The sequence below is a fragment of the Sphingomonas gellani genome (genome assembly GCF_900110035.1).
GTDB lineage: Bacteria > Pseudomonadota > Alphaproteobacteria > Sphingomonadales > Sphingomonadaceae > Sphingomonas > Sphingomonas gellani.
The window spans coordinates 1-17,360 of record NZ_FOCF01000014.1 but is presented as its reverse complement, the minus strand read 5'-3'; the positions used below and the strand labels follow the sequence as shown (position 1 = coordinate 17,360).

Below are 17,360 nucleotides of genomic sequence, written 5' to 3'. Positions count from 1 at the left end.
CGTCCGTGCGCCGCCGGTCAAACACGCGCGCCCGCTTTGCGACGGGCCGGGCGGATCAGCCCTTCGCGGCGAGCACCCCGTCCAGCATCGTCTGGCATTGCAGCGTGACCCGCACCAGGCCGTCCGGGGCGATTGGGGCGTCGTCCTCCGTCTCGATCAAGCCGCGCATCCGGCACACTTCCAGCCAGCGTAGCGTCATGTCGATCGTCAGATGCACGCGGTCGGACAAGTCCTCGCTGCTGATCGGCTCGCCCTCCACCTCGGCCAGATAGAGTTGCAGCAACAGTTCCCAGGGCGGCGAGACGATCAGGTCGGCGCCGAACGCCCGCTTCGCCCGGTCCAGATCGCGTAACTGGCGCCTTGCGGCCGCCAGATTGCGCCCGATCAGGCCGACGGTGATGGGACTTTCCACCTGCCGGCTGGTTGCGATGATCCGACGCAGACCGGTCCCGTCGCTGACGGCCGCGACGTGGTTGGTGACCCACAACAACGTCCCGTCGGCGCGTACAAAGCGCTTCGTGATGGTGAAGGGGATATCCTCGCGTCCCAGCCGTTCGAGCATGGGGGCGTTGACCGTCCGATCCGGGGCAAAGGTGAATTCCATGGCGTGACGCCCGGCAACCTCCTTCGCATCGCGGCCGAGCAGATCGAGAAACGTCGCATCCGCCGCAAGTATGATGCCGTCCGCATCTGAGAGGCATTGGCCCAGCGTCTGTCCTTCGGCGTACATGGGTTTCGGATGTTCCCGAAATGTTGAGCAGGATCAAGACTCTAAGCAGCCGACATTTCGTTTGTCGGCCAACAACGTTGTCTTTCGCTTGCGGTGATCTTGCCGCGGCGGGCGGAAGCAGGTCGAGGCGAACCCGGCAACGCTTTCCTGCGACGCCGCACCGCGTTAAGCCCGCGCCATGACCACACCCGCTCCCAAGCCCTGGATCGCCGCCATCGCTCCCTATGTTCCGGGGCGCGCCACGACCGATGACGGGCGCAAGGTCGTCAAGCTGTCGTCGAACGAGAACCCGCTGGGCACGTCGCCCGATGCGGTCGCCGCGTTCGAGGGCGCGCGCCGCGACCTGGCCCGCTATCCCGACGCCGGCGCGACCATCCTGCGCGAGGCGATCGCGGCGAAGTACGGGCTGGACCCGGCACGCGTGATCTACGGCACCGGATCGGACGAGCTGTTGCACATGGCGGCCGGTGCCTTTTCCGGAGTCGGCGACGAGATCATCCATGTCCGCTACGGCTTTGCCGTGTACGAGATCGCGACCCGCCGGACGGGGGCGACGGTGGTGATCGCGCCGGACAAGGATTACGCCACCGACGTCGACGCGATCCTGGCGGCGGTGACGGAACGGACGCGGGTGGTGTTCGTCGCCAACCCGAACAACCCCACCGGCACCTTTGCATCGCGGCAGGAGATCGCCCGTTTGCATGCCGGGCTGCGCCGCGACATCCTGCTGGTGGTGGACCAGGCCTATGCCGAATATCTGGAGCCGGAGGAGGACGATGCCGGCCTGGCGCTGGCGATGACGGAGCCCAACGTGCTCGTCACCCGCACCTTTTCCAAGATCCATGGTTTGGCCGCCGAACGGATCGGCTGGGGCTATGCCGCGCAGCCGATCGTGCAGGCGCTGCACCGCATCCGCGCGCCCTTCAACGTCACGTCCGCGGGCCAGCATGCGGCAGTGGCCGCGCTGGCGGACGACGGCTTCGTCGAGGAAACGCGTGCGCACAATGCGCATTGGCGCGACTGGTTCGCGAACGAGATCGCGAGCATGGGCAATGCCGGCCTGCGCGCGGTGCCGTCCAAGGCGAATTTCGTGCTGATCGTGTTCGAGGGTGCGCTGACCGGCGAGGCGGCCTACGCCGGCCTGATGGAGGCGGGGTATCTGGTCCGCTGGCTGCCGGGACAGGGGCTGGGCCATGGCCTGCGCATCACGATCGGTACCGAGGACGAATGTCGGGGCGTGATCGCGGCGCTGCGCGCCATGGTGCGCGACACGGTGGCCGAGGCGGGTTGATGCTGCCGTTCGGGCGTGTCGCGATCATCGGATTGGGGCTGATCGGATCGTCGGTGGCGCGGGCGGTGCGGGCGACCATGCCGACCGTTCGGCTGACCGGACATGATGCCGATCCGGCGGTACGCGACACGGCGCTGCGCATCGATCTCGTCGACGATGTCGCGGAAACGCCCGGCGCGGCGGTGATCGACGCCGATCTGGTGATCCTGTGCGTGCCGGTGCGCGCCATCGCGGCGGTGGGGACGGAGATCGCGCCCGACCTGCCCGCGGAGGCGGTGATAAGCGACGTCGGCAGTTGCAAGGCGGAGGTCGCGCGCTCTCTGGCGGCGGCGCTGCCCGACCATGCGATCGTGCCCGCCCATCCGGTTGCCGGCACCGAGCGGTCCGGGCCGGAGGCGGGCTTCGCGACGCTGTTCCGCCATCGCTGGTGCATCCTGACGCCGGTCGACGGCACGGCCGAGCCGGCGGTGGAGCGGGTGGCGGAATTCTGGCGCAGGCTGGGCGCCACGGTGGAGCGGATGACGCCCGACCATCACGACCGGGTGCTGGCGATCACCAGCCACCTGCCGCACCTGATCGCCTATACCATCGTCGGCACCGCGTCCGATCTGGAACAGGTGACCGAAAGCGAGGTCATCAAATATTCGGCCGGCGGCTTTCGCGACTTCACCCGCATCGCCGCGTCCGATCCGACCATGTGGCGCGACGTGTTCCTGACCAACCGGGAGGCGGTGCTGGAGATGCTGGGGCGCTTTTCGGAGGATCTCGCCACGCTCCAACGGGCGATCCGTTGGGGGAAGGGGGATGAGCTGTTCGACCTGTTCACTCGCACGCGTGCGGTGCGCCGGTCGATCGTGGAACAGGGCCAGGATGACGCGGCCGCCGATTTCGGCCGCACCCACGACTGATCCACGGGCGTCGCGGCGGCCGCGCGATCAGCGTCCCGGCGTCACTGACAACAGCTGCGCAACCCGCGCCTTCAGCGCCGCCAGCTTCGCGCCGGACAGGCGCTGAATCGAGTCGAACGAGATCGAGCGCGGATTGATCGACTGGCCGTTCTTCCACACCTCCCAATGCAGGTGCGGGCCCGTCGACAGGCCGGTGGAGCCGACATAGCCGATCACCTGACCGCGTGCGACGCGCTGACCGGGGCGCACCGCGATGCGGCTCATATGGCCATAACCGCTGGCGAGACCCGACTGGTGCGCCAGCTTGACGAAGTTGCCGTACCCGCCGGCGCGACCCGCGAAGCTGACCATGCCGTCGATCGCGGCATAGATGGGGGAGCCATAGGCGGCGCCGATGTCCATCCCCTTGTGCAGCTTCGTGAAGCCGAGCAGCGGATGCATGCGCCAGCCGAAGGCGGAGGTGATGCGCCCCGCCACCGGCATGCCCATCTGTCCGCGCCGTTCGACCTCCCCATTGGCGTCGAACCAGCCTTCCTTTCCGTCCAGGGTCCAGCGGACCAGCCGCGTCCGGCTGCGTGCGCCATCGATGCCGGCGTAAAGCAGCTGGCCGGTACGTGTCTCGCCGGTGGCCGCGCGTTCGCGTTCGATCACCATGTCGAACCGGTCGGCGGCGTGGATGTCGCGTCCGATCGACAGGCGGTCGGCCAATGCCTTCAGATATGTTTCCACCGCCTTGGCCGGTGCGCCCGCCGCGCGTGCCGAGCGATACAAACTGTTGCCGACCAGCCCCTGTAGGTGGAGCGGCGTGCGGTCGATCGCGATCGGCTGACGCGTCATGGCAAGGCCCGATGCGCCGCGGTTGATCGAGACGTTCAGGTCGAAGCGCGCGCGCATCCGCAACCCCTCGAGCGGGCGCGGCACCATCTTGCTCGCCCGCCGGCCGAGTACCAGCGCCACCCGCGTGCCCGGCGCGATATCGCCCAGCTCGCCGGTCTGTCCGACCAGCGCAGCGGCGGCGGTCGCGTCGGCACGACCGACGCCCGCGCGTTCCAGCATGCGGCGGAAGTCGTCGCCTTCACCCAACGTAGCGGACAGTTCGATCTGCGGTCGCTCCGGCGCCTCTGCCAGCGGCACGGCCAAGTCGTTGGCGGCCATGCGCCGGCCGGTGTCGGCACCCATGGCCAGCGGCGCGATCGCCTGCGCCCGCGCCTCGTCCGCGGTGGTGCCGCCGAGCGGCGCGGGTACGTCGCCGATCACCGGCCGCAGGCCCGGCGACAGCGCCCAGGTCGCGGCGCACAGTCCGACACAGGTGAGCAGGCCCCGCCACCAGCCGGCGCTGCCGATCTGGCTGCCCAGGTCGGGGACCCAGTCGACCCGCTGTGCGGCGATGCGCAGACGCTCCAGCGGGTGCAGGTCCTGCTTGCGGACCAGGGCGCGGCCGAACGGAGAGGCAGCCGGCGTCACCGGGCGCGATGCGCCCGCCCCGGCCAGTTCCAGTCCATGCTCGTTCCGCAGAAACACTTTGGGTGACCGCCCCCCGATCGATGCACTTTGCGTGTGGAGCCGAGTCGCTAAAGTCAAATTAACCGCCGCTAATAGGGGCGGCCGCTGCGACGGGCCGTGGCGCCCATGCGCCGGATGCAGCGATTGCGCATAAGCCATTGCAACCGCTCGCCGGATTGCCAATGTTGCGGCCATGGCCAGTTCCCGCCCCGCCCATTTCGCATCCGGGGGCGTGTCTGCGGTCCTGGGGCCGACCAACACGGGCAAGACGCATCTGGCCGTGGAACGGATGTGCGGTCATTCCAGCGGCATCATCGGATTCCCCCTGCGCCTGCTCGCGCGCGAGGTGTACGACCGCGTGGTCGCGATCAAGGGCGCCGACCAGGTCGCGCTGATGACCGGCGAGGAGCGGATCGTGCCGGCCAAGGCGCGATACTTCCTGTGCACGGCGGAGAGCATGCCGACGGACCGCGACGCCGCGTTCCTGGCGGTGGACGAGGCGCAGCTGGGCGCGGATCCGGAACGCGGGCATGTGTTCACCGACCGGCTGCTGCACGCGCGCGGGCGTGAGGAGACGATGATCCTGGGCTCGGAAGCGCTGCGCCCCATGGTGCGTGCGCTGGTGCCCGAGGCGGAGATCGTCGAGAGGCCACGCTTTTCGACGCTGAGCTATGCCGGCGCGAAGAAGATCAGCCGCCTGCCCAAGCGCAGCGCGATCGTCGCCTTCAGCGCCGAGGAGGTCTACGCCGTCGCGGAGATGCTGCGCCGCCTGCGCGGCGGTGCGGCGGTGGTGATGGGCGCGCTGAGCCCACGCACGCGCAACGCGCAGGTGGCGATGTTCCAGGCGGGAGAGGTCGATTACCTGGTCGCCACCGACGCGATCGGCATGGGCCTGAACATGGACGTGGCGCATGTCGCCTTTGCCTCGCTGCACAAGTTCGACGGACGCCGCACCCGCCGGCTGACTGTGGCGGAGATGGCCCAGATCGCGGGTCGCGCTGGTCGTCACCAGCGCGACGGGACATTTGGCGCGGTCAGCGAGGAAGGGCCGGGCGCGTTCACGCCCGAAGAGGTGTTCGCGATCGAGGCGCACCGATTTCCCCGGATCGAGACCATGTTCTGGCGGGAGGGCCGCCCCGACTTGTCCAGCGTCGACGCGCTGATCGCCGACCTGGAACGCCGGCCGGAGCCGGGGGTGTTGCGCGCCGCGCCGCAGGCGGTCGACCTCGCCGTGTTGAAGCGCATGGCCGATGAGCCCTGGGTACGGGATCGTGCGCGGACCCCCGCCGGGGTCGCGCGGCTGTGGGCGGCATGTGGCCTGCCCGATTTCCGCAAGCTGGGCCTGGACCCGCACACCCGGTTCGTGGAGCGGCTGTTCCGCAACCTGACGGAAGGCAACGGGTACGTCCCCCATCAATGGTTCGCGGACGAGATCCAGCGGCTCGATACGATTGCAGGCGATGTGGAAACGCTGGCGGGGCGGGTCGCGGCGATCCGCACCTATGCCTATATGGCGCACCGTGCCGACTGGCTGACCGATCCGGCGCACTGGGCCGCGCGCACCCGCGCCATCGAAGAACGGCTGTCCGATGGTCTGCACGCCAGCCTGACCCAGCGTTTCGTCGACAAGCGGACCACGGCCCTGATCCGCCAGATCGGCGCCGACGCGTCGCTGTTGCCGGTGGTGATCGGACCGGAGGGGGAGGTGATGGTGGAGGACCATCCGATCGGCACGCTGGCCGGTTTCCGCTTCACCGTTTCCCCGGACGCGCGCGCCGCGGACAAGCGGTTGTTGCTGGCGGCAGCGGAAAAGCGGCTGGGCGGCGAACGGGCGAAGCGGGCGGAGGCGCTGGTCGCGGCGGACGACGCGGATTTCGCGCTGGACGGATCGACGATCCTGTGGGCCGGGCAACCGGTCGCCATGCTGGAGGCAGGACCTTTTGTGACGCGCCCGCGCCTTGTGCCTGATCGGGCGCTCGACGCGCTGTCGCCGGCATCGCGACAGGCTGTGGCCGCCCGACTGGAGCGGTGGCTGGCCGCCAATGTCGCACGGCACCTGCCGGCTCTGTCAAAGCTGGCGGCGGCGGCGCGTGATCCCGCGGCCACGCCCGCGCTGCGCGTGGTGGCCGCGGCGCTGGAGGCGCGCGGCGGGCTGGCCGAGCGGTTGCCGCTGCGCGCGTCGGTGGAGGCGCTGACGCCCGAGGAGCGTCGGCGGCTGCGCGCCATGGGGGTGACGATCGGCGCGCTCGACCTGTTCGATCCGCGCCTGATGAAGCCGGCGGCGGCGCGCTGGCGGGCGGCCCTGCTCGCCATTCGGGGCGATCGGCTGGCTCTGCCGCGCGAGGGCGCTTCCGTGCTGCCGCGGGGAGCGCCCGGCGCGATGCTGGCGAGCGGGTTCCGGCCCTTGGCGGCGCAGGCGGTGCGCGTCGACCTGGTGGAGCGGATCGCACGCGGCGCCCATGACGCACGGCAAGGGCGGCGACCGTTCGCGCCCGATCAGGCGCTGGCGACATCGATCGGGCTGGAGCCGGCGACACTGGCTCGGTTGATGGCGGACCTCGGCTTCAAGCCGGTGTCCGACACCGATGAGGGCGCGCCGCGATGGGTGTGGCGGGGGCGTCCGCCCGCGCCCGCCACCCCGCGCGTTGCGCCGACGGGGACCTGGGCTGCGCTGGCGGCATGGGGCGATCATGGCTGACGCGAACGCGGTCACCATGCGCCTCGATCGGTTTCTGTGGTTCGCGCGGCTGGCCAAGACGCGCACCGTCGCGCAGGACCTGGCCGCGACCGGTCGCCTGCGCTGCGACGGGCGGCTGATCGACCGGGCGCACGCGCCGGTCCGGGTCGGCAACGTGCTGACCTTCGCCGCGCACGGCCATGTCCGCACCGTGCGGGTGGAGGCGCTGCCGGCCCGGCGCGGCCCCGCGCCCGAGGCTCGCGCGTGCTACAGCGAATTGTCCACGGAACCGGACGGCAAAGATAAGAACCGCTCGCATGAACCAGCGCTTGATTGACGTGGACGTGCAACGCGGCATAGCAGCGGCCGCAACATATCTCCGAATGCGGCCCCAGACGCGGCCCAAGGACCTTATCCCATGACCTATGTCGTCACCGACGCCTGCATCCGCTGCAAGTACATGGATTGCGTGGAAGTGTGCCCGGTGGATTGTTTTTACGAAGGCGAGAACATGCTCGTCATCAATCCGTCCGAATGCATCGACTGCGGCGTGTGCGAACCCGAATGCCCGGCAGAGGCGATCCTGCCCGATACCGAATCCGGTCTGGAACAGTGGCTGGAACTGAACGCCACCTTCTCCGCGCAATGGCCCAACGTCACGCGCAAGCTGGACCAGACGCCGCCGGACGCGGACGCGATGAAGGGTGTGGAGGGCAAATACGACAAGTTCTTCTCGCCGGAACCGGGCACGGGCGACTGATCGCCTGACGCGCCCACACAGGGCCCCGATTCGGGACCGCTCGCGACAGCGATGCTGCCCGATGCGGGCTGGCGAAAATCTTGCCGTTGTGGTACAGAGGCTTGCAGCGGGCGTGTATCGTCTTGCCGTCCGCGTGGAGTGAACTCGTACCACCTTTCTCTCCTGCCCGATCCGGCGGCCTTCGTGTCGCTTCCGGTGGCATGGGGGATGACCCGGAAAGGTCCTTGAATGGCTGCCAAGGCACTGTCCTTCGACGTCGGCGATTATGTTGTTTATCCCAAGCACGGCGTCGGCCGTGTCATCGAACTGCAAAAGCAGGAGATCGCGGGCACCTCGCTTGAGCTCTATGTCCTGCGGTTCGAAAAAGAGCGCATGACTCTGCGCGTCCCCACCAACAAGGCTGAATCGGTCGGAATGCGCAAGCTGTCCTCCGACAAGACGATGCGCGAGGCGATGGAGACGCTGAAGGGCAAGCCCAAGGTCAAGCGGACCATGTGGTCGCGCCGTGCGCAGGAATATGAAGCGAAGATCAACTCGGGCGATCTGGTTTCGATCGCCGAGGTGACCCGCGACCTGTTCCGCGCGGACGACCAGCCCGAGCAGAGCTATTCCGAGCGTCAGATCTTCGAGGCTGCGTGCAGCCGCCTCGCCCGCGAGCTGGCGGCGATGGAGGAGATCGACGAGCCGAAGGCGCAGGAAAAGATCCTGGAGATCCTGCGCGCCGCGGCCGCCATCTACAACAAGGAAAAGCCCGCGGCCTGATCCAGGGTGCGGTGCAGAACAAGAGGGGCGGTCCGGCGACGGGCCGCCCCTTTTTGTTGGCTGGCGGCTGAAAAGTACCTGCTAGCCGAGTCGGCGCAGCAGCAGGTCGCGCGCGGCGTTGACGCGGCGGGTCAGTTCGGCCGATCCGCCGCGATCGGGGTGGACCTGCGCCACCAGCCGGCGGTGCGCGGCGCGGATATCATCGGCATCGGCATCGCGGTCGATGCCCAGCACCTGCCGCGCCTCCACCTCGTCAGCGATGGCGGGCCGCACCTTTGCCCGCGATCGGCCCAGAAAGTGCCAGGCCGCCCAGATGACGACCAGCGCGAGGAGAAACTTCATGCGGTCGCTGCAAGGGGCGCGGAGACGGGCAGCGCGGCGGGATCGGGCAGTTGCAGCCCGGACATCATCTCACGCAGCTCCTGACGCGCCGCGACATGGCCCAGGCCCATCGCGCCGAACTCCCGGGAGTCGATCATGGTCAGGCCCGCCGGGAACATCTCGCGGTAGATCACGCGCTCACCCAGGCCCGGAATGATGCGGAACCCGACCCGCTTCGCCAGCTGGCCCAGCGCATCCGACACGCGGCGCATGTTGCGCGCCTCGATATGCTGCAGGCGGTTACGCAGCACCACCCAGTCGATCGTGGCGCCATCGGCGCGGGCGCGGGTCTTGCGCGCGTCCCAGATCAGTTCTGAGTAGAAGGAGGGGCGCGTCACCTTGTAGGTTTCGGGATCGACCTGTCCGATCAGGTCGAAATCGACGAAGCTGTCGTTCATCGGCGTGACCAGCGTGTTGGCCAGCATCGCCGCGGTGCGCGCGAAGGGATCGTCGCGTCCGGGCGTGTCGACGATCAGGAAGTCGGCGTCGGCCGACAGGTCGTTCCACGTCTCCTCGAATGCGTCGTCGCTCTGCGCGGCATGGGTTGCATGGCGCGGCATGGGCAGCGCGGTGCCGCTGCGCCGAACCGTTTCCGCCCGGTTGTCGAGGTAACGGCCGACCGTGCGCTGGCGCTGATCCAGGTCGAACACGCTGACCCGTGCCCCCTTCGCGGCGAGCGCGATGGCGACGTGGACGGCCGTGGTCGACTTGCCGGTGCCGCCCTTTTCGTTGGCGAACACGATGACATGCGGCTTGCCGGCGTCGGGCAAGGGCTGCTGGTCGGTGACAGGTTTCTGGTCGGGCCCGCTGGGCACGCGTTGTTCCTTGTTGATCCGTCGGACGCCCTTCCATAGAAGCCCGCGGCCTTGGAAATAAGGGGGAATCGCGCGTGCAGACGATACGGCGTGTCGCCGAGCTGAAGGAAGCGGTGTCCCGTTTCCGGGCAGAGGGCTCACGCGTGGCGCTGGTGCCGACGATGGGGGCCCTGCACGCGGGGCACATGGCGCTGATCGACGCGGCGCGCCGGCCCGGCACGCGGGTGGTCGCATCCATCTTCGTCAATCCGCGTCAGTTCGGCCCGAACGAGGACCTGTCGCGCTATCCCCGGCGCGAGATGGCGGACGCGCGGATGCTGGCGGAGGGCGGCTGCGACCTGTTGTGGGCGCCCGACGTGGAGGAGATGTACCCGGCCGGTTTCGCCACCTCCATCTCCGTGGCGGGCGTCAGCGAGGGCTTCGACGGCGCTGCCCGGCCCGGCCATTTCGACGGTGTCGCGACGGTGGTGACCAAGCTGTTCAACCAGGTCCGGCCCGACGCCGCCTATTTCGGAGAAAAGGATTTCCAGCAGCTGGCGGTGATCCGCCGCATGGTGGCCGATCTCGACATGGGGATCGAGATCGTGGGCGTGCCGACCCAGCGTGAGGACGACGGCCTGGCCCTGTCGTCGCGCAACATCTACCTGGACGAGGGCGACCGCGCGCGGGCGGTGGCATTGCCCCGTGCACTGGGCATCGCGGCGCGAGCCATCGGACGCGGCGAGGACCCCGTCACGGTGCTGGACGAGGCGCGCGGCACCCTGGCGGCGGCGGGGTTCGATGTGGATTATGTCAGCCTGGCCGATGCCGAGACGCTGGGCGAGGATCCCGATCCGTCGCGCCCGCGCAGGTTGCTCGCGGCGGCACGCATCGGCAACACGCGACTGATCGACAATCTCGCCATCGAGGTGCCGGCCGCTCCCGAATGACTCAAGTCGTTGGCGTGCGCCGATTTTTGGAAGAAACGCGCGAACGCCGTTAACCAAATCGTGACGCCCGGTCGTCCAATGTGCCTCCATGGTTAACGAGGCACATCATGGGCAATTCTCTCAAAACCGCGCAGTTCCTGATTGAAAGCCGCCTGCGCGACGCGGCGCGCGGCAATTCCGACGCCCTGTTCGATCTAGGCGTCTGCTACCAGACCGGCACCAAGGGTGTCGCGATCGACCTGATCGAAGCGCACAAATGGTTCAACCTGGCGGCGGTTGCCGGCGTGGAACGCGCGCAGGACGCGCGTGCCGAGGTGGCCGAGGACATGTCGGCGCGGCAGATTGCCGCGGCACAGGCGTCCGCCCGCGCATGGCTGTCCGCGACCCGCGCCCGCGCCGCCTGATCCCTCGCTCCTGAGGCCCCGATCGCGAAGGGGGTGAGCGAGCCGAGCGGTCGGGGGTCCGATCCTCAGGCCTCGCCCGTCGCCTTCTTGGGAGCCGTCTTCTTGGGGGCCGCCGCCTTTTTGCTCGCAGCCGGCTTGCCGTCGGCCTTGGCGGACGTGGTCTTCTTGGCCGGTGCAGCCTTCTTGGCCGGCGCCTTCTTCGCCGCCGTCTTCTTCTTGCCCTTGACCGGTGCCGCCGCTGCGCGCGCATCGATCAGTTGCGCCGCTTCTTCCAGTGTCAGCTGGTCGGGGGTGATCGATTTCGGCAGGGTGGCGTTGGTCTCGCCGTCGGTGACGTACGGGCCATAGCGCCCCTCCATCAGCTTGATCTCCGCCTCGGTGCGCGGATGCTTGCCCAACTCCTTCAACGGCGCGCGAGCGGCGCCGCGCTGCGGACGTCCACCGCCGGCCGCCGCCTCGGCCAGCTTCACCACCGCCGCGTTCATGCCCGTCTCGAACACCTCCGCGGTGGACGACAGCCGCGCATATTTGCCCGAATGGGCGAGATACGGGCCATAGCGCCCGATCGAGGCGGTGATCGGCTCACCCGTCTCGGGATGCTGACCGATCGTGCGCGGCAGCGACAACAGCTTCAGCGCCAGTTCCAGCGTCAGTTCGCCCGCATCCTTGGGGATGGAGGCACGCTTCGCCTCCTTGCCCTCGCCCAGCTGGATGTATGGGCCGAACCGTCCGGACTTGCGCTCGACAGGCAGGCCGGTTTCGGGGTCCTGGCCCAGCTGCTCGGGGCCGGAATCCCCGCCATCTTCGCCGCCGGCTTGCGCGAACCGGCGGGTGTATTTGCACTCGGGATAGTTGGAGCAGGCGATGAACGCACCGAAGCGGCCGCCGCGCAGCGCCAGCTGGCCCGCGCCGCAATTGGGGCACAGGCGCGGATCGCTGCCGTCTGCCTTTTCGGGAAACAGATAGGGGGCGAGGAACTGGTCCAGCTCTGCGGTGATCGCGCTTGGCTGTTGTTCCATCACCTCGGCCGTGCGCGGCTTGAAGTCGCGCCAGAACGCTTCCAGCACCGCCTGCCACTGGGCACGGCCGCCGGACACGTCGTCCAGCTCCTCCTCCAGCTCGGCGGTATAGTCGAACCCGACATAGCGTTCGAAGAACCGTTCCAGAAATGCGGTCACCAGCCGGCCCGATTCCTCGGCGAAGAACCGGTTCTTCTCCACGCGGACATAGGCGCGGTCCTTCAGCGTCTTGATGATCGACGCATAGGTGGACGGGCGGCCGATGCCCAGCTCCTCCATCCGCTTGACCAGCGACGCTTCGGAGAAACGGGGCGGCGGCTGGGTGAAATGCTGCTCGGCGGTCACGCCCTTCTTCGCGGGCCCATCGCCCTCACGCATGCGGGGCAGGCGGCGCGACTCCTCGTCCTCGGCATCGGGCTGTTGCCCAGAGCTGCCACGGAAACCCTTTTCGTCGGACCCTTCCTCGTACAGCGCCAGATAGCCGGGGAAGAGCACCACCTGACCCGTCGCGCGCAGCACGTGGCGGCCGGTGCCGTCGGCCAGTTCCACCGTGGTCCGCTCCAGCCGGGCGGAGGCCATCTGGCTGGCCAGCGCGCGCTTCCACACCAGCTCGTACAAACGCGCATGATCGCCGCCGCCGACGCGGTCGCGGCCGAAATCGGTCGGGCGGATCGCCTCGTGCGCTTCCTGCGCGTTCTTGGCCTTGGTCTGATACTGCCGGGGCGAATCGGGGACGTAGCTGGCGTCGTAGCGATCGGCGACCGCCTTGCGCGCGGCGGAGATGGCGGACCCGTCCATCTGCACGCCGTCCGTCCGCATATAGGTGATCGCGCCATCCTCGTAGAGGCCCTGCGCGATCCGCATCGTGTGATCGGCGGAGAAGCCGAGCTTGCGCGCCGCCTCCTGCTGCAGGGTCGAGGTAGTGAAGGGCGGCGGCGGGTTGCGGGTGCCGGGTCGGGTCTCCACCGATTGGACGGAGAATCGCCCTGCTTCCACGTCCGCCTTTGCACGGTTGGCGTCGCCCTCGTTACCGATCGACAGCCGGTCCAGCTTGTCGCCGTTCCAGGTGACCAGCCGCGCGACGAAGGGCGTGCCGTCCTGTTCCAGCTGCGCCGATACCGACCAATATTCCTGCGCGCGGAACGCCTCGATCTCCCGCTCGCGCCCGACGATCAGGCGCAGCGCCACCGACTGAACCCGCCCGGCCGACTTTGCGCCGGGCAGCTTGCGCCACAGCACCGGCGACAGGGTGAAGCCGACCAGATAGTCGAGCGCCCGGCGCGCCCGGTACGCGTCGATCAGGTCGGTATCCAGCTCGCGCGGGTTCGCCATCGCGGTCAGGATCGCCGGCTTGGTGATCGCGTTGAAGGTGACGCGCTGCACGTCCTTGGGCAGCGCCTTGCGCCCGCGCAGCACCTCCTGCACGTGCCAGCTGATCGCTTCCCCCTCGCGATCGGGGTCGGTCGCCAGGATCAGTCGGTCGGCCTTTTTCGCCTCGTCCGCGATCGCCTTCAGCTGCTTCGTCTTGTCGGCATAGGTCTCCCAGTCCATCGCGAAGCCCTCGTCGGGCTGAACCGACCCGTCCTTTGGCGGCAGGTCGCGGACATGGCCGTAGCTGGCGAGAACGCGGTAATCGCCGCCGAGATACTTCTCGATGGTCTTCGCCTTGGCGGGGGATTCAACGATGACGAGCTGCATGGGGGAGGATTCGTGTCCTTACGTGTACGCGCGAAGATGAGGGGCGTGGCGGGCGCGTCAAGAGAGGCCGTCAGGCGAGCGCCACCCGTCCGCCGGCATGGCGGTCCAGCCGCCCGGCAAGTTCCAGTTCCAGCAGCACCATGTGGACCACGGCCGGTGGCCAGTCCGATTGGCGAACCAGCTCGTCCACCGCGACCGGCACCGGCCCGAGCAGCGATGCTATCCGCACGCGAGCGGCATCGCTCGCGTCCTCGGGCGGGGCGCCGTGAAAGCCGTCGACGGGGGATCGAACCCCGTGCAGCGGCAGCACGCGCGAATCGATCGGCCGGATCTGGTCCAGCACGTCCGCCGCGGTCTGTACCAGCGTCGCCCCGTCGCGGATCAGCAGGTTGCAGCCCTGCGCACGCGGGTCGAGCGGACTGCCGGGCACCGCCATCACCTCGCGACCCGCCTCGCCCGCCAGGCGCGCGGTGATCAGGGAGCCGGACCGGGGCGCCGCCTCCACCACCACCGTACCCTGCGCCAATCCAGCGATGATGCGGTTGCGATGCGGGAAGTGGCGCGCGCGCGGCTCCGTACCGGGTGGCATCTCGGCCAGCAGCAGGCCACGCTCCGCCACCTCGTCCTGCAGCCGCGCGTTTTCGGGCGGGAACACGACGTCGATGCCGCCCGCGATCACCGCGATCGTGCCACCACCGCCCTGCCGACCGAGCGCGCCGACATGCGCGGCCGTGTCGATGCCGCGCGCCAGCCCCGACGCGACCGCTGCCCCGCCGGCCGCCAGCTCCTGCGCCAGCCCGCGTGCGAAGCGGCATGCGGCGGCGGACGCGTTGCGCGCGCCGACCATCGCCACGACGACGGACCGATGCGCCAGGCCGATGTCGCCCCGCGCTGTGATCGCAGGCGGCGCGTTCTCCATTTCCGCCAGCAAGGGCGGGTAGTCCGCATCGCCCAGGAACAGGTAGTGCGCGCCGAGCCGTTCGACCTGCGCCATTTCGCGCGCGATCTGTTCGGCCGGGGGGATGACGGGCGCCTTGCCCCCGCCGCGCCGCGCCAGTGTCGGCACCGCCTCGATCGCCCGCGTGGCGTCGCCGAAGCGTTCAACAAGCTGTCGGTAGGTGACCGGGCCGATGCCGGGCGTGCGGATCAGCCGCAGCCGGCTTTGCGCGTCGCTGGCGGAGGAAGCGACCGCCCGTGCGGCGTCAGTCACGCGGTTCGCCGATGCGCGGCTCCGTGCCAGTCAGCAACCGTTCGATGTTGTCGCCATGTTTCCACAGCACGATGAGCGCCAGCGCGAGCAGTAGCAGCACCAGGTCGAACCGATCCGTCAACGCCGCGCTGACCGGCGCGCTGACCGCCGCCGCCATGCCGGCGACCGACGAGATGCGAAGCGTGGCGAGCAGCCCCAGCCACGCCGCGGCATAGACCAGCCCGGACGGCCAGTGCAGTGCCAGCACGACGCCCATCAGCGTCGCCACGCCCTTGCCGCCGCGAAAGCGCAGCCAGATTGGATAGCAATGGCCGACGAACGCAGCCGCCGCCGCGACCGGACCGTGGCCGGGCCACAGCCATTCCACCAGCAGCACGGCCACCGCGCCCTTCGCCATATCCAGCAGCAAGGTCGCCGCCGCCAGCCCCTTGCGCCCGGTGCGCAGCACGTTGGTCGCGCCGATATTGCCGGAGCCGACCTGGCGCAGGTCGCCGGCACCGCCGATCCGCGTCAGGATCACGCCAAACGGGATCGAGCCCAGCAGATAGCCGAGCAGCAATGCCCCCGTTGGCGGTAGCCAGACGATTTCGGTCTGCAAATGTTCGCTCCCCAGATCGTGTGTGGGATAGACCCGATCACGCCTTGTTCGCAATAAGCTGCATTAAAGGTCACCGGGCACCGGGTCGCTCCGGCCCTGCTTGCCGCATTGACCCGCGCATCCGCTTTGGTCATCGCCGGCGCGGATGAGCGACGCGCAACCGATCCTGTTCTTCGACTCCGGTGTCGGCGGCCTGTCGGTGGTCGCGCCGACGCTGGACCTGATCCCCAATACCCCGATCGTCTACGCGGCCGATTCGGCAGGGTTTCCCTATGGGACCAAGAGCGAGGCGGAGATCGCGGCGCGGGTGCCGGCGTTGCTGGGGCGGCTGGTGGAGCGTGTTCGCCCCCGCCTGGTCGTGATCGCGTGCAACACGGCGTCAACCATCGCGCTGCCCGCGGTGCGCGCGGCGCTGGACGTGCCGGTGGTCGGCACGGTCCCCGCGATCAAGGTCGCCGCACAGTTGAGCGTGTCGCGCGTCATCGGCGTGTTGGGAACGGAGGCGACGGTGCGGCAGCCCTATGTCGACGACCTGGCGGCACGCTTCGGCGGGGATTGCCGGGTGCTGCGCTACGGCTCGGCGGCGCTGGTCGACATGGCGGAGGCGAAGCTGGCCGGCGAACCGCCCGATCCGGAACGTGTGGCGGCCGAGTTGCGCGGGCTGACCGGACAGGCGGGCGGCGACCGCATCGATGTGGTGGTCAATGCCTGCACGCATTTTCCGTTGTTGCAGGACGAGCTGGTCGCCGCCGCATCCGATGGCATGCGCTTCGTGGATGGTGGCCCGGGCATTGCGCGCCGCATCGCCTCGCTGACCGCAGGGCAGGATTGGCCGGTCGAACTGCCGCTCCACCGCCTGATCTTCACCGCGCTTGGACCACGTGAGGCGCTGATCGGCGCGGCGTTGACGGCGCGCCGGTTCGGCCCCGCGGAGGTACTGTAGCGGGGCCACTGGGACAATTTGTCCAACCCCTCGATCAGTGTGGCCGGTCAAATCCGCTGGAAAGCGCCGCTTTTGCTGCCTATGCCCGCATCCCATGACCATCGAGGCCACCGACGGGCCGCGAGTCGACTACTCGCGTGTTTTCACCCAGGCGATTGACCGGCTGCATGCCGAGGGTCGGTATCGCGTGTTCATCGACATCCTGCGCAACAAGGGGATGTTCCCGAACGCGCGGTGCTTTGCGGGGCATAACGGGCCCAAGCCGATCACGGTGTGGTGTTCCAACGACTATCTGGCGATGGGACAGCATCCCAAGGTGATCGCCGCGATGGAGGAGGCGCTGCACGATGTCGGCGCAGGGTCGGGCGGCACGCGCAACATCGGCGGCAATACGCATTACCATATCGACCTGGAAGGCGAGCTGGCCGACCTGCACGGCAAGGAAGGCGCGCTGCTGTTCACCAGCGGCTATGTGTCGAACGAGGCGACCTTGTCGACGCTGGCGCGGGTGCTGCCGGGGTGCATCATCTTTTCGGACGAGCTGAACCACGCCTCGATGATCGCAGGGATCCGCAACTCGGGCTGCGAGAAGCGGGTGTTCCGGCACAACGACCTGGACCATCTGGAGGAACTGCTCAGCGCGGCCGATCCGGCGGCGCCCAAGCTGATCGCGTTCGAGAGCGTGTATTCGATGGACGGCGACATCGCGCCGATCGCGGCGATCTGCGACCT

The 17,360-nt window shown here is 68.9% G+C and carries 17 protein-coding genes; 10 read left to right on the top strand and 7 right to left on the bottom strand.

What is annotated here, in order from left to right; all coding sequences use genetic code 11:
* Positions 1–55: 55 nt before the first annotated feature.
* Positions 56–730: a PAS domain S-box protein gene (locus tag BMX37_RS17720; protein ID WP_093667117.1), complete on the bottom strand. Its 675-nt coding sequence runs from the start codon at positions 728–730 to the stop codon at positions 56–58.
* Positions 731–908: 178 nt separating this feature from the next.
* Here BMX37_RS17720 and hisC point away from each other — a divergent pair, with 178 nt between their 5' ends.
* Both hisC and BMX37_RS17710 read left to right on the top strand, forming a co-directional pair.
* On the top strand, positions 909–2,021 hold the full coding sequence (gene hisC / locus BMX37_RS17715; protein WP_093667116.1) for a histidinol-phosphate transaminase: 1,113 nt from the start codon (positions 909–911) through the stop codon (positions 2,019–2,021).
* The gene (locus BMX37_RS17710; RefSeq protein WP_093667115.1) at positions 2,021–2,929 is read left to right on the top strand and encodes a prephenate/arogenate dehydrogenase family protein; all 909 of its coding nucleotides are present in this window, start codon (positions 2,021–2,023) and stop codon (positions 2,927–2,929) included. The genes hisC and BMX37_RS17710 overlap by 1 nt, the downstream gene beginning before the upstream one ends.
* Positions 2,930–2,956: 27 nt before the next feature.
* On the opposite strand, the gene BMX37_RS17705 is transcribed toward BMX37_RS17710, so the two are convergent.
* Positions 2,957–4,450 (bottom strand): M23 family metallopeptidase, encoded by a 1,494-nt coding sequence (locus BMX37_RS17705; RefSeq protein ID WP_093667114.1) that lies wholly within the window; start codon positions 4,448–4,450, stop codon positions 2,957–2,959.
* A gap of 175 nt (positions 4,451–4,625) precedes the next feature.
* Between BMX37_RS17705 and BMX37_RS17700 the strand changes: the two genes are divergently transcribed.
* The 4 genes from BMX37_RS17700 (at position 4,626) to BMX37_RS17685 (ending at position 8,631) form a co-directional block, all read left to right on the top strand.
* Positions 4,626–7,130, top strand: a complete 2,505-nt coding sequence (locus BMX37_RS17700; protein WP_093667113.1) for a helicase-related protein — start codon at positions 4,626–4,628, stop codon at positions 7,128–7,130.
* The gene (locus BMX37_RS17695; RefSeq protein ID WP_093667112.1) at positions 7,123–7,446 is read left to right on the top strand and encodes an RNA-binding S4 domain-containing protein; all 324 of its coding nucleotides are present in this window, start codon (positions 7,123–7,125) and stop codon (positions 7,444–7,446) included. Before BMX37_RS17700 ends, BMX37_RS17695 begins: the two co-directional genes overlap by 8 nt.
* 81 nt (positions 7,447–7,527) lie before the next feature.
* A complete protein-coding gene (gene fdxA / locus BMX37_RS17690; protein ID WP_093667111.1) occupies positions 7,528–7,869 on the top strand; it encodes a ferredoxin FdxA in 342 nt (113 codons plus the stop codon).
* Between the two features lie 228 nt (positions 7,870–8,097).
* The gene (locus BMX37_RS17685; protein WP_093667110.1) at positions 8,098–8,631 is read left to right on the top strand and encodes a CarD family transcriptional regulator; all 534 of its coding nucleotides are present in this window, start codon (positions 8,098–8,100) and stop codon (positions 8,629–8,631) included.
* Between the two features lie 81 nt (positions 8,632–8,712).
* Here the strand turns inward: BMX37_RS17685 and BMX37_RS17680 are convergent, their stop codons facing one another.
* Both BMX37_RS17680 and BMX37_RS17675 read right to left on the bottom strand, forming a co-directional pair.
* Entirely contained in the window at positions 8,713–8,973 is a 261-nt protein-coding gene (locus tag BMX37_RS17680; RefSeq protein WP_093667109.1) for a DnaJ domain-containing protein, read from the bottom strand.
* Positions 8,970–9,782, bottom strand: coding sequence for a division plane positioning ATPase MipZ (locus BMX37_RS17675; RefSeq protein ID WP_093667136.1), 813 nt, complete (start codon positions 9,780–9,782; stop codon positions 8,970–8,972). The genes BMX37_RS17680 and BMX37_RS17675 overlap by 4 nt, the downstream gene beginning before the upstream one ends.
* A gap of 119 nt (positions 9,783–9,901) precedes the next feature.
* Between BMX37_RS17675 and panC the strand changes: the two genes are divergently transcribed.
* Together panC and BMX37_RS17665 are read left to right on the top strand one after the other, a co-directional pair.
* Positions 9,902–10,756: a pantoate--beta-alanine ligase gene (panC, locus tag BMX37_RS17670; protein ID WP_093667108.1), complete on the top strand. Its 855-nt coding sequence runs from the start codon at positions 9,902–9,904 to the stop codon at positions 10,754–10,756.
* Between the two features lie 107 nt (positions 10,757–10,863).
* Positions 10,864–11,160: an SEL1-like repeat protein gene (locus BMX37_RS17665; RefSeq protein WP_093667107.1), complete on the top strand. Its 297-nt coding sequence runs from the start codon at positions 10,864–10,866 to the stop codon at positions 11,158–11,160.
* Positions 11,161–11,225: 65 nt separating this feature from the next.
* Here the strand turns inward: BMX37_RS17665 and topA are convergent, their stop codons facing one another.
* The 3 genes from topA to plsY form a co-directional block, all read right to left on the bottom strand.
* Entirely contained in the window at positions 11,226–13,877 is a 2,652-nt protein-coding gene (topA, locus tag BMX37_RS17660) for a type I DNA topoisomerase (protein WP_093667106.1), read from the bottom strand.
* 70 nt (positions 13,878–13,947) lie between these two features.
* Positions 13,948–15,087 (bottom strand): DNA-processing protein DprA, encoded by a 1,140-nt coding sequence (gene dprA / locus BMX37_RS17655; protein WP_093667105.1) that lies wholly within the window; start codon positions 15,085–15,087, stop codon positions 13,948–13,950.
* Positions 15,080–15,685, bottom strand: a complete 606-nt coding sequence (gene plsY, locus BMX37_RS17650) for a glycerol-3-phosphate 1-O-acyltransferase PlsY (RefSeq protein ID WP_093667104.1) — start codon at positions 15,683–15,685, stop codon at positions 15,080–15,082. Before plsY ends, dprA begins: the two co-directional genes overlap by 8 nt.
* A 145-nt stretch (positions 15,686–15,830) precedes the next feature.
* On the opposite strand from plsY, the gene murI reads away from it, so the two are divergent.
* On the top strand, positions 15,831–16,628 hold the full coding sequence (murI, locus tag BMX37_RS17645; protein WP_093667103.1) for a glutamate racemase: 798 nt from the start codon (positions 15,831–15,833) through the stop codon (positions 16,626–16,628).
* A gap of 94 nt (positions 16,629–16,722) precedes the next feature.
* The coding region (locus tag BMX37_RS17640) for an aminotransferase class I/II-fold pyridoxal phosphate-dependent enzyme (RefSeq protein WP_139198152.1) at positions 16,723–17,360 on the top strand (638 nt) is incomplete at its 3' end.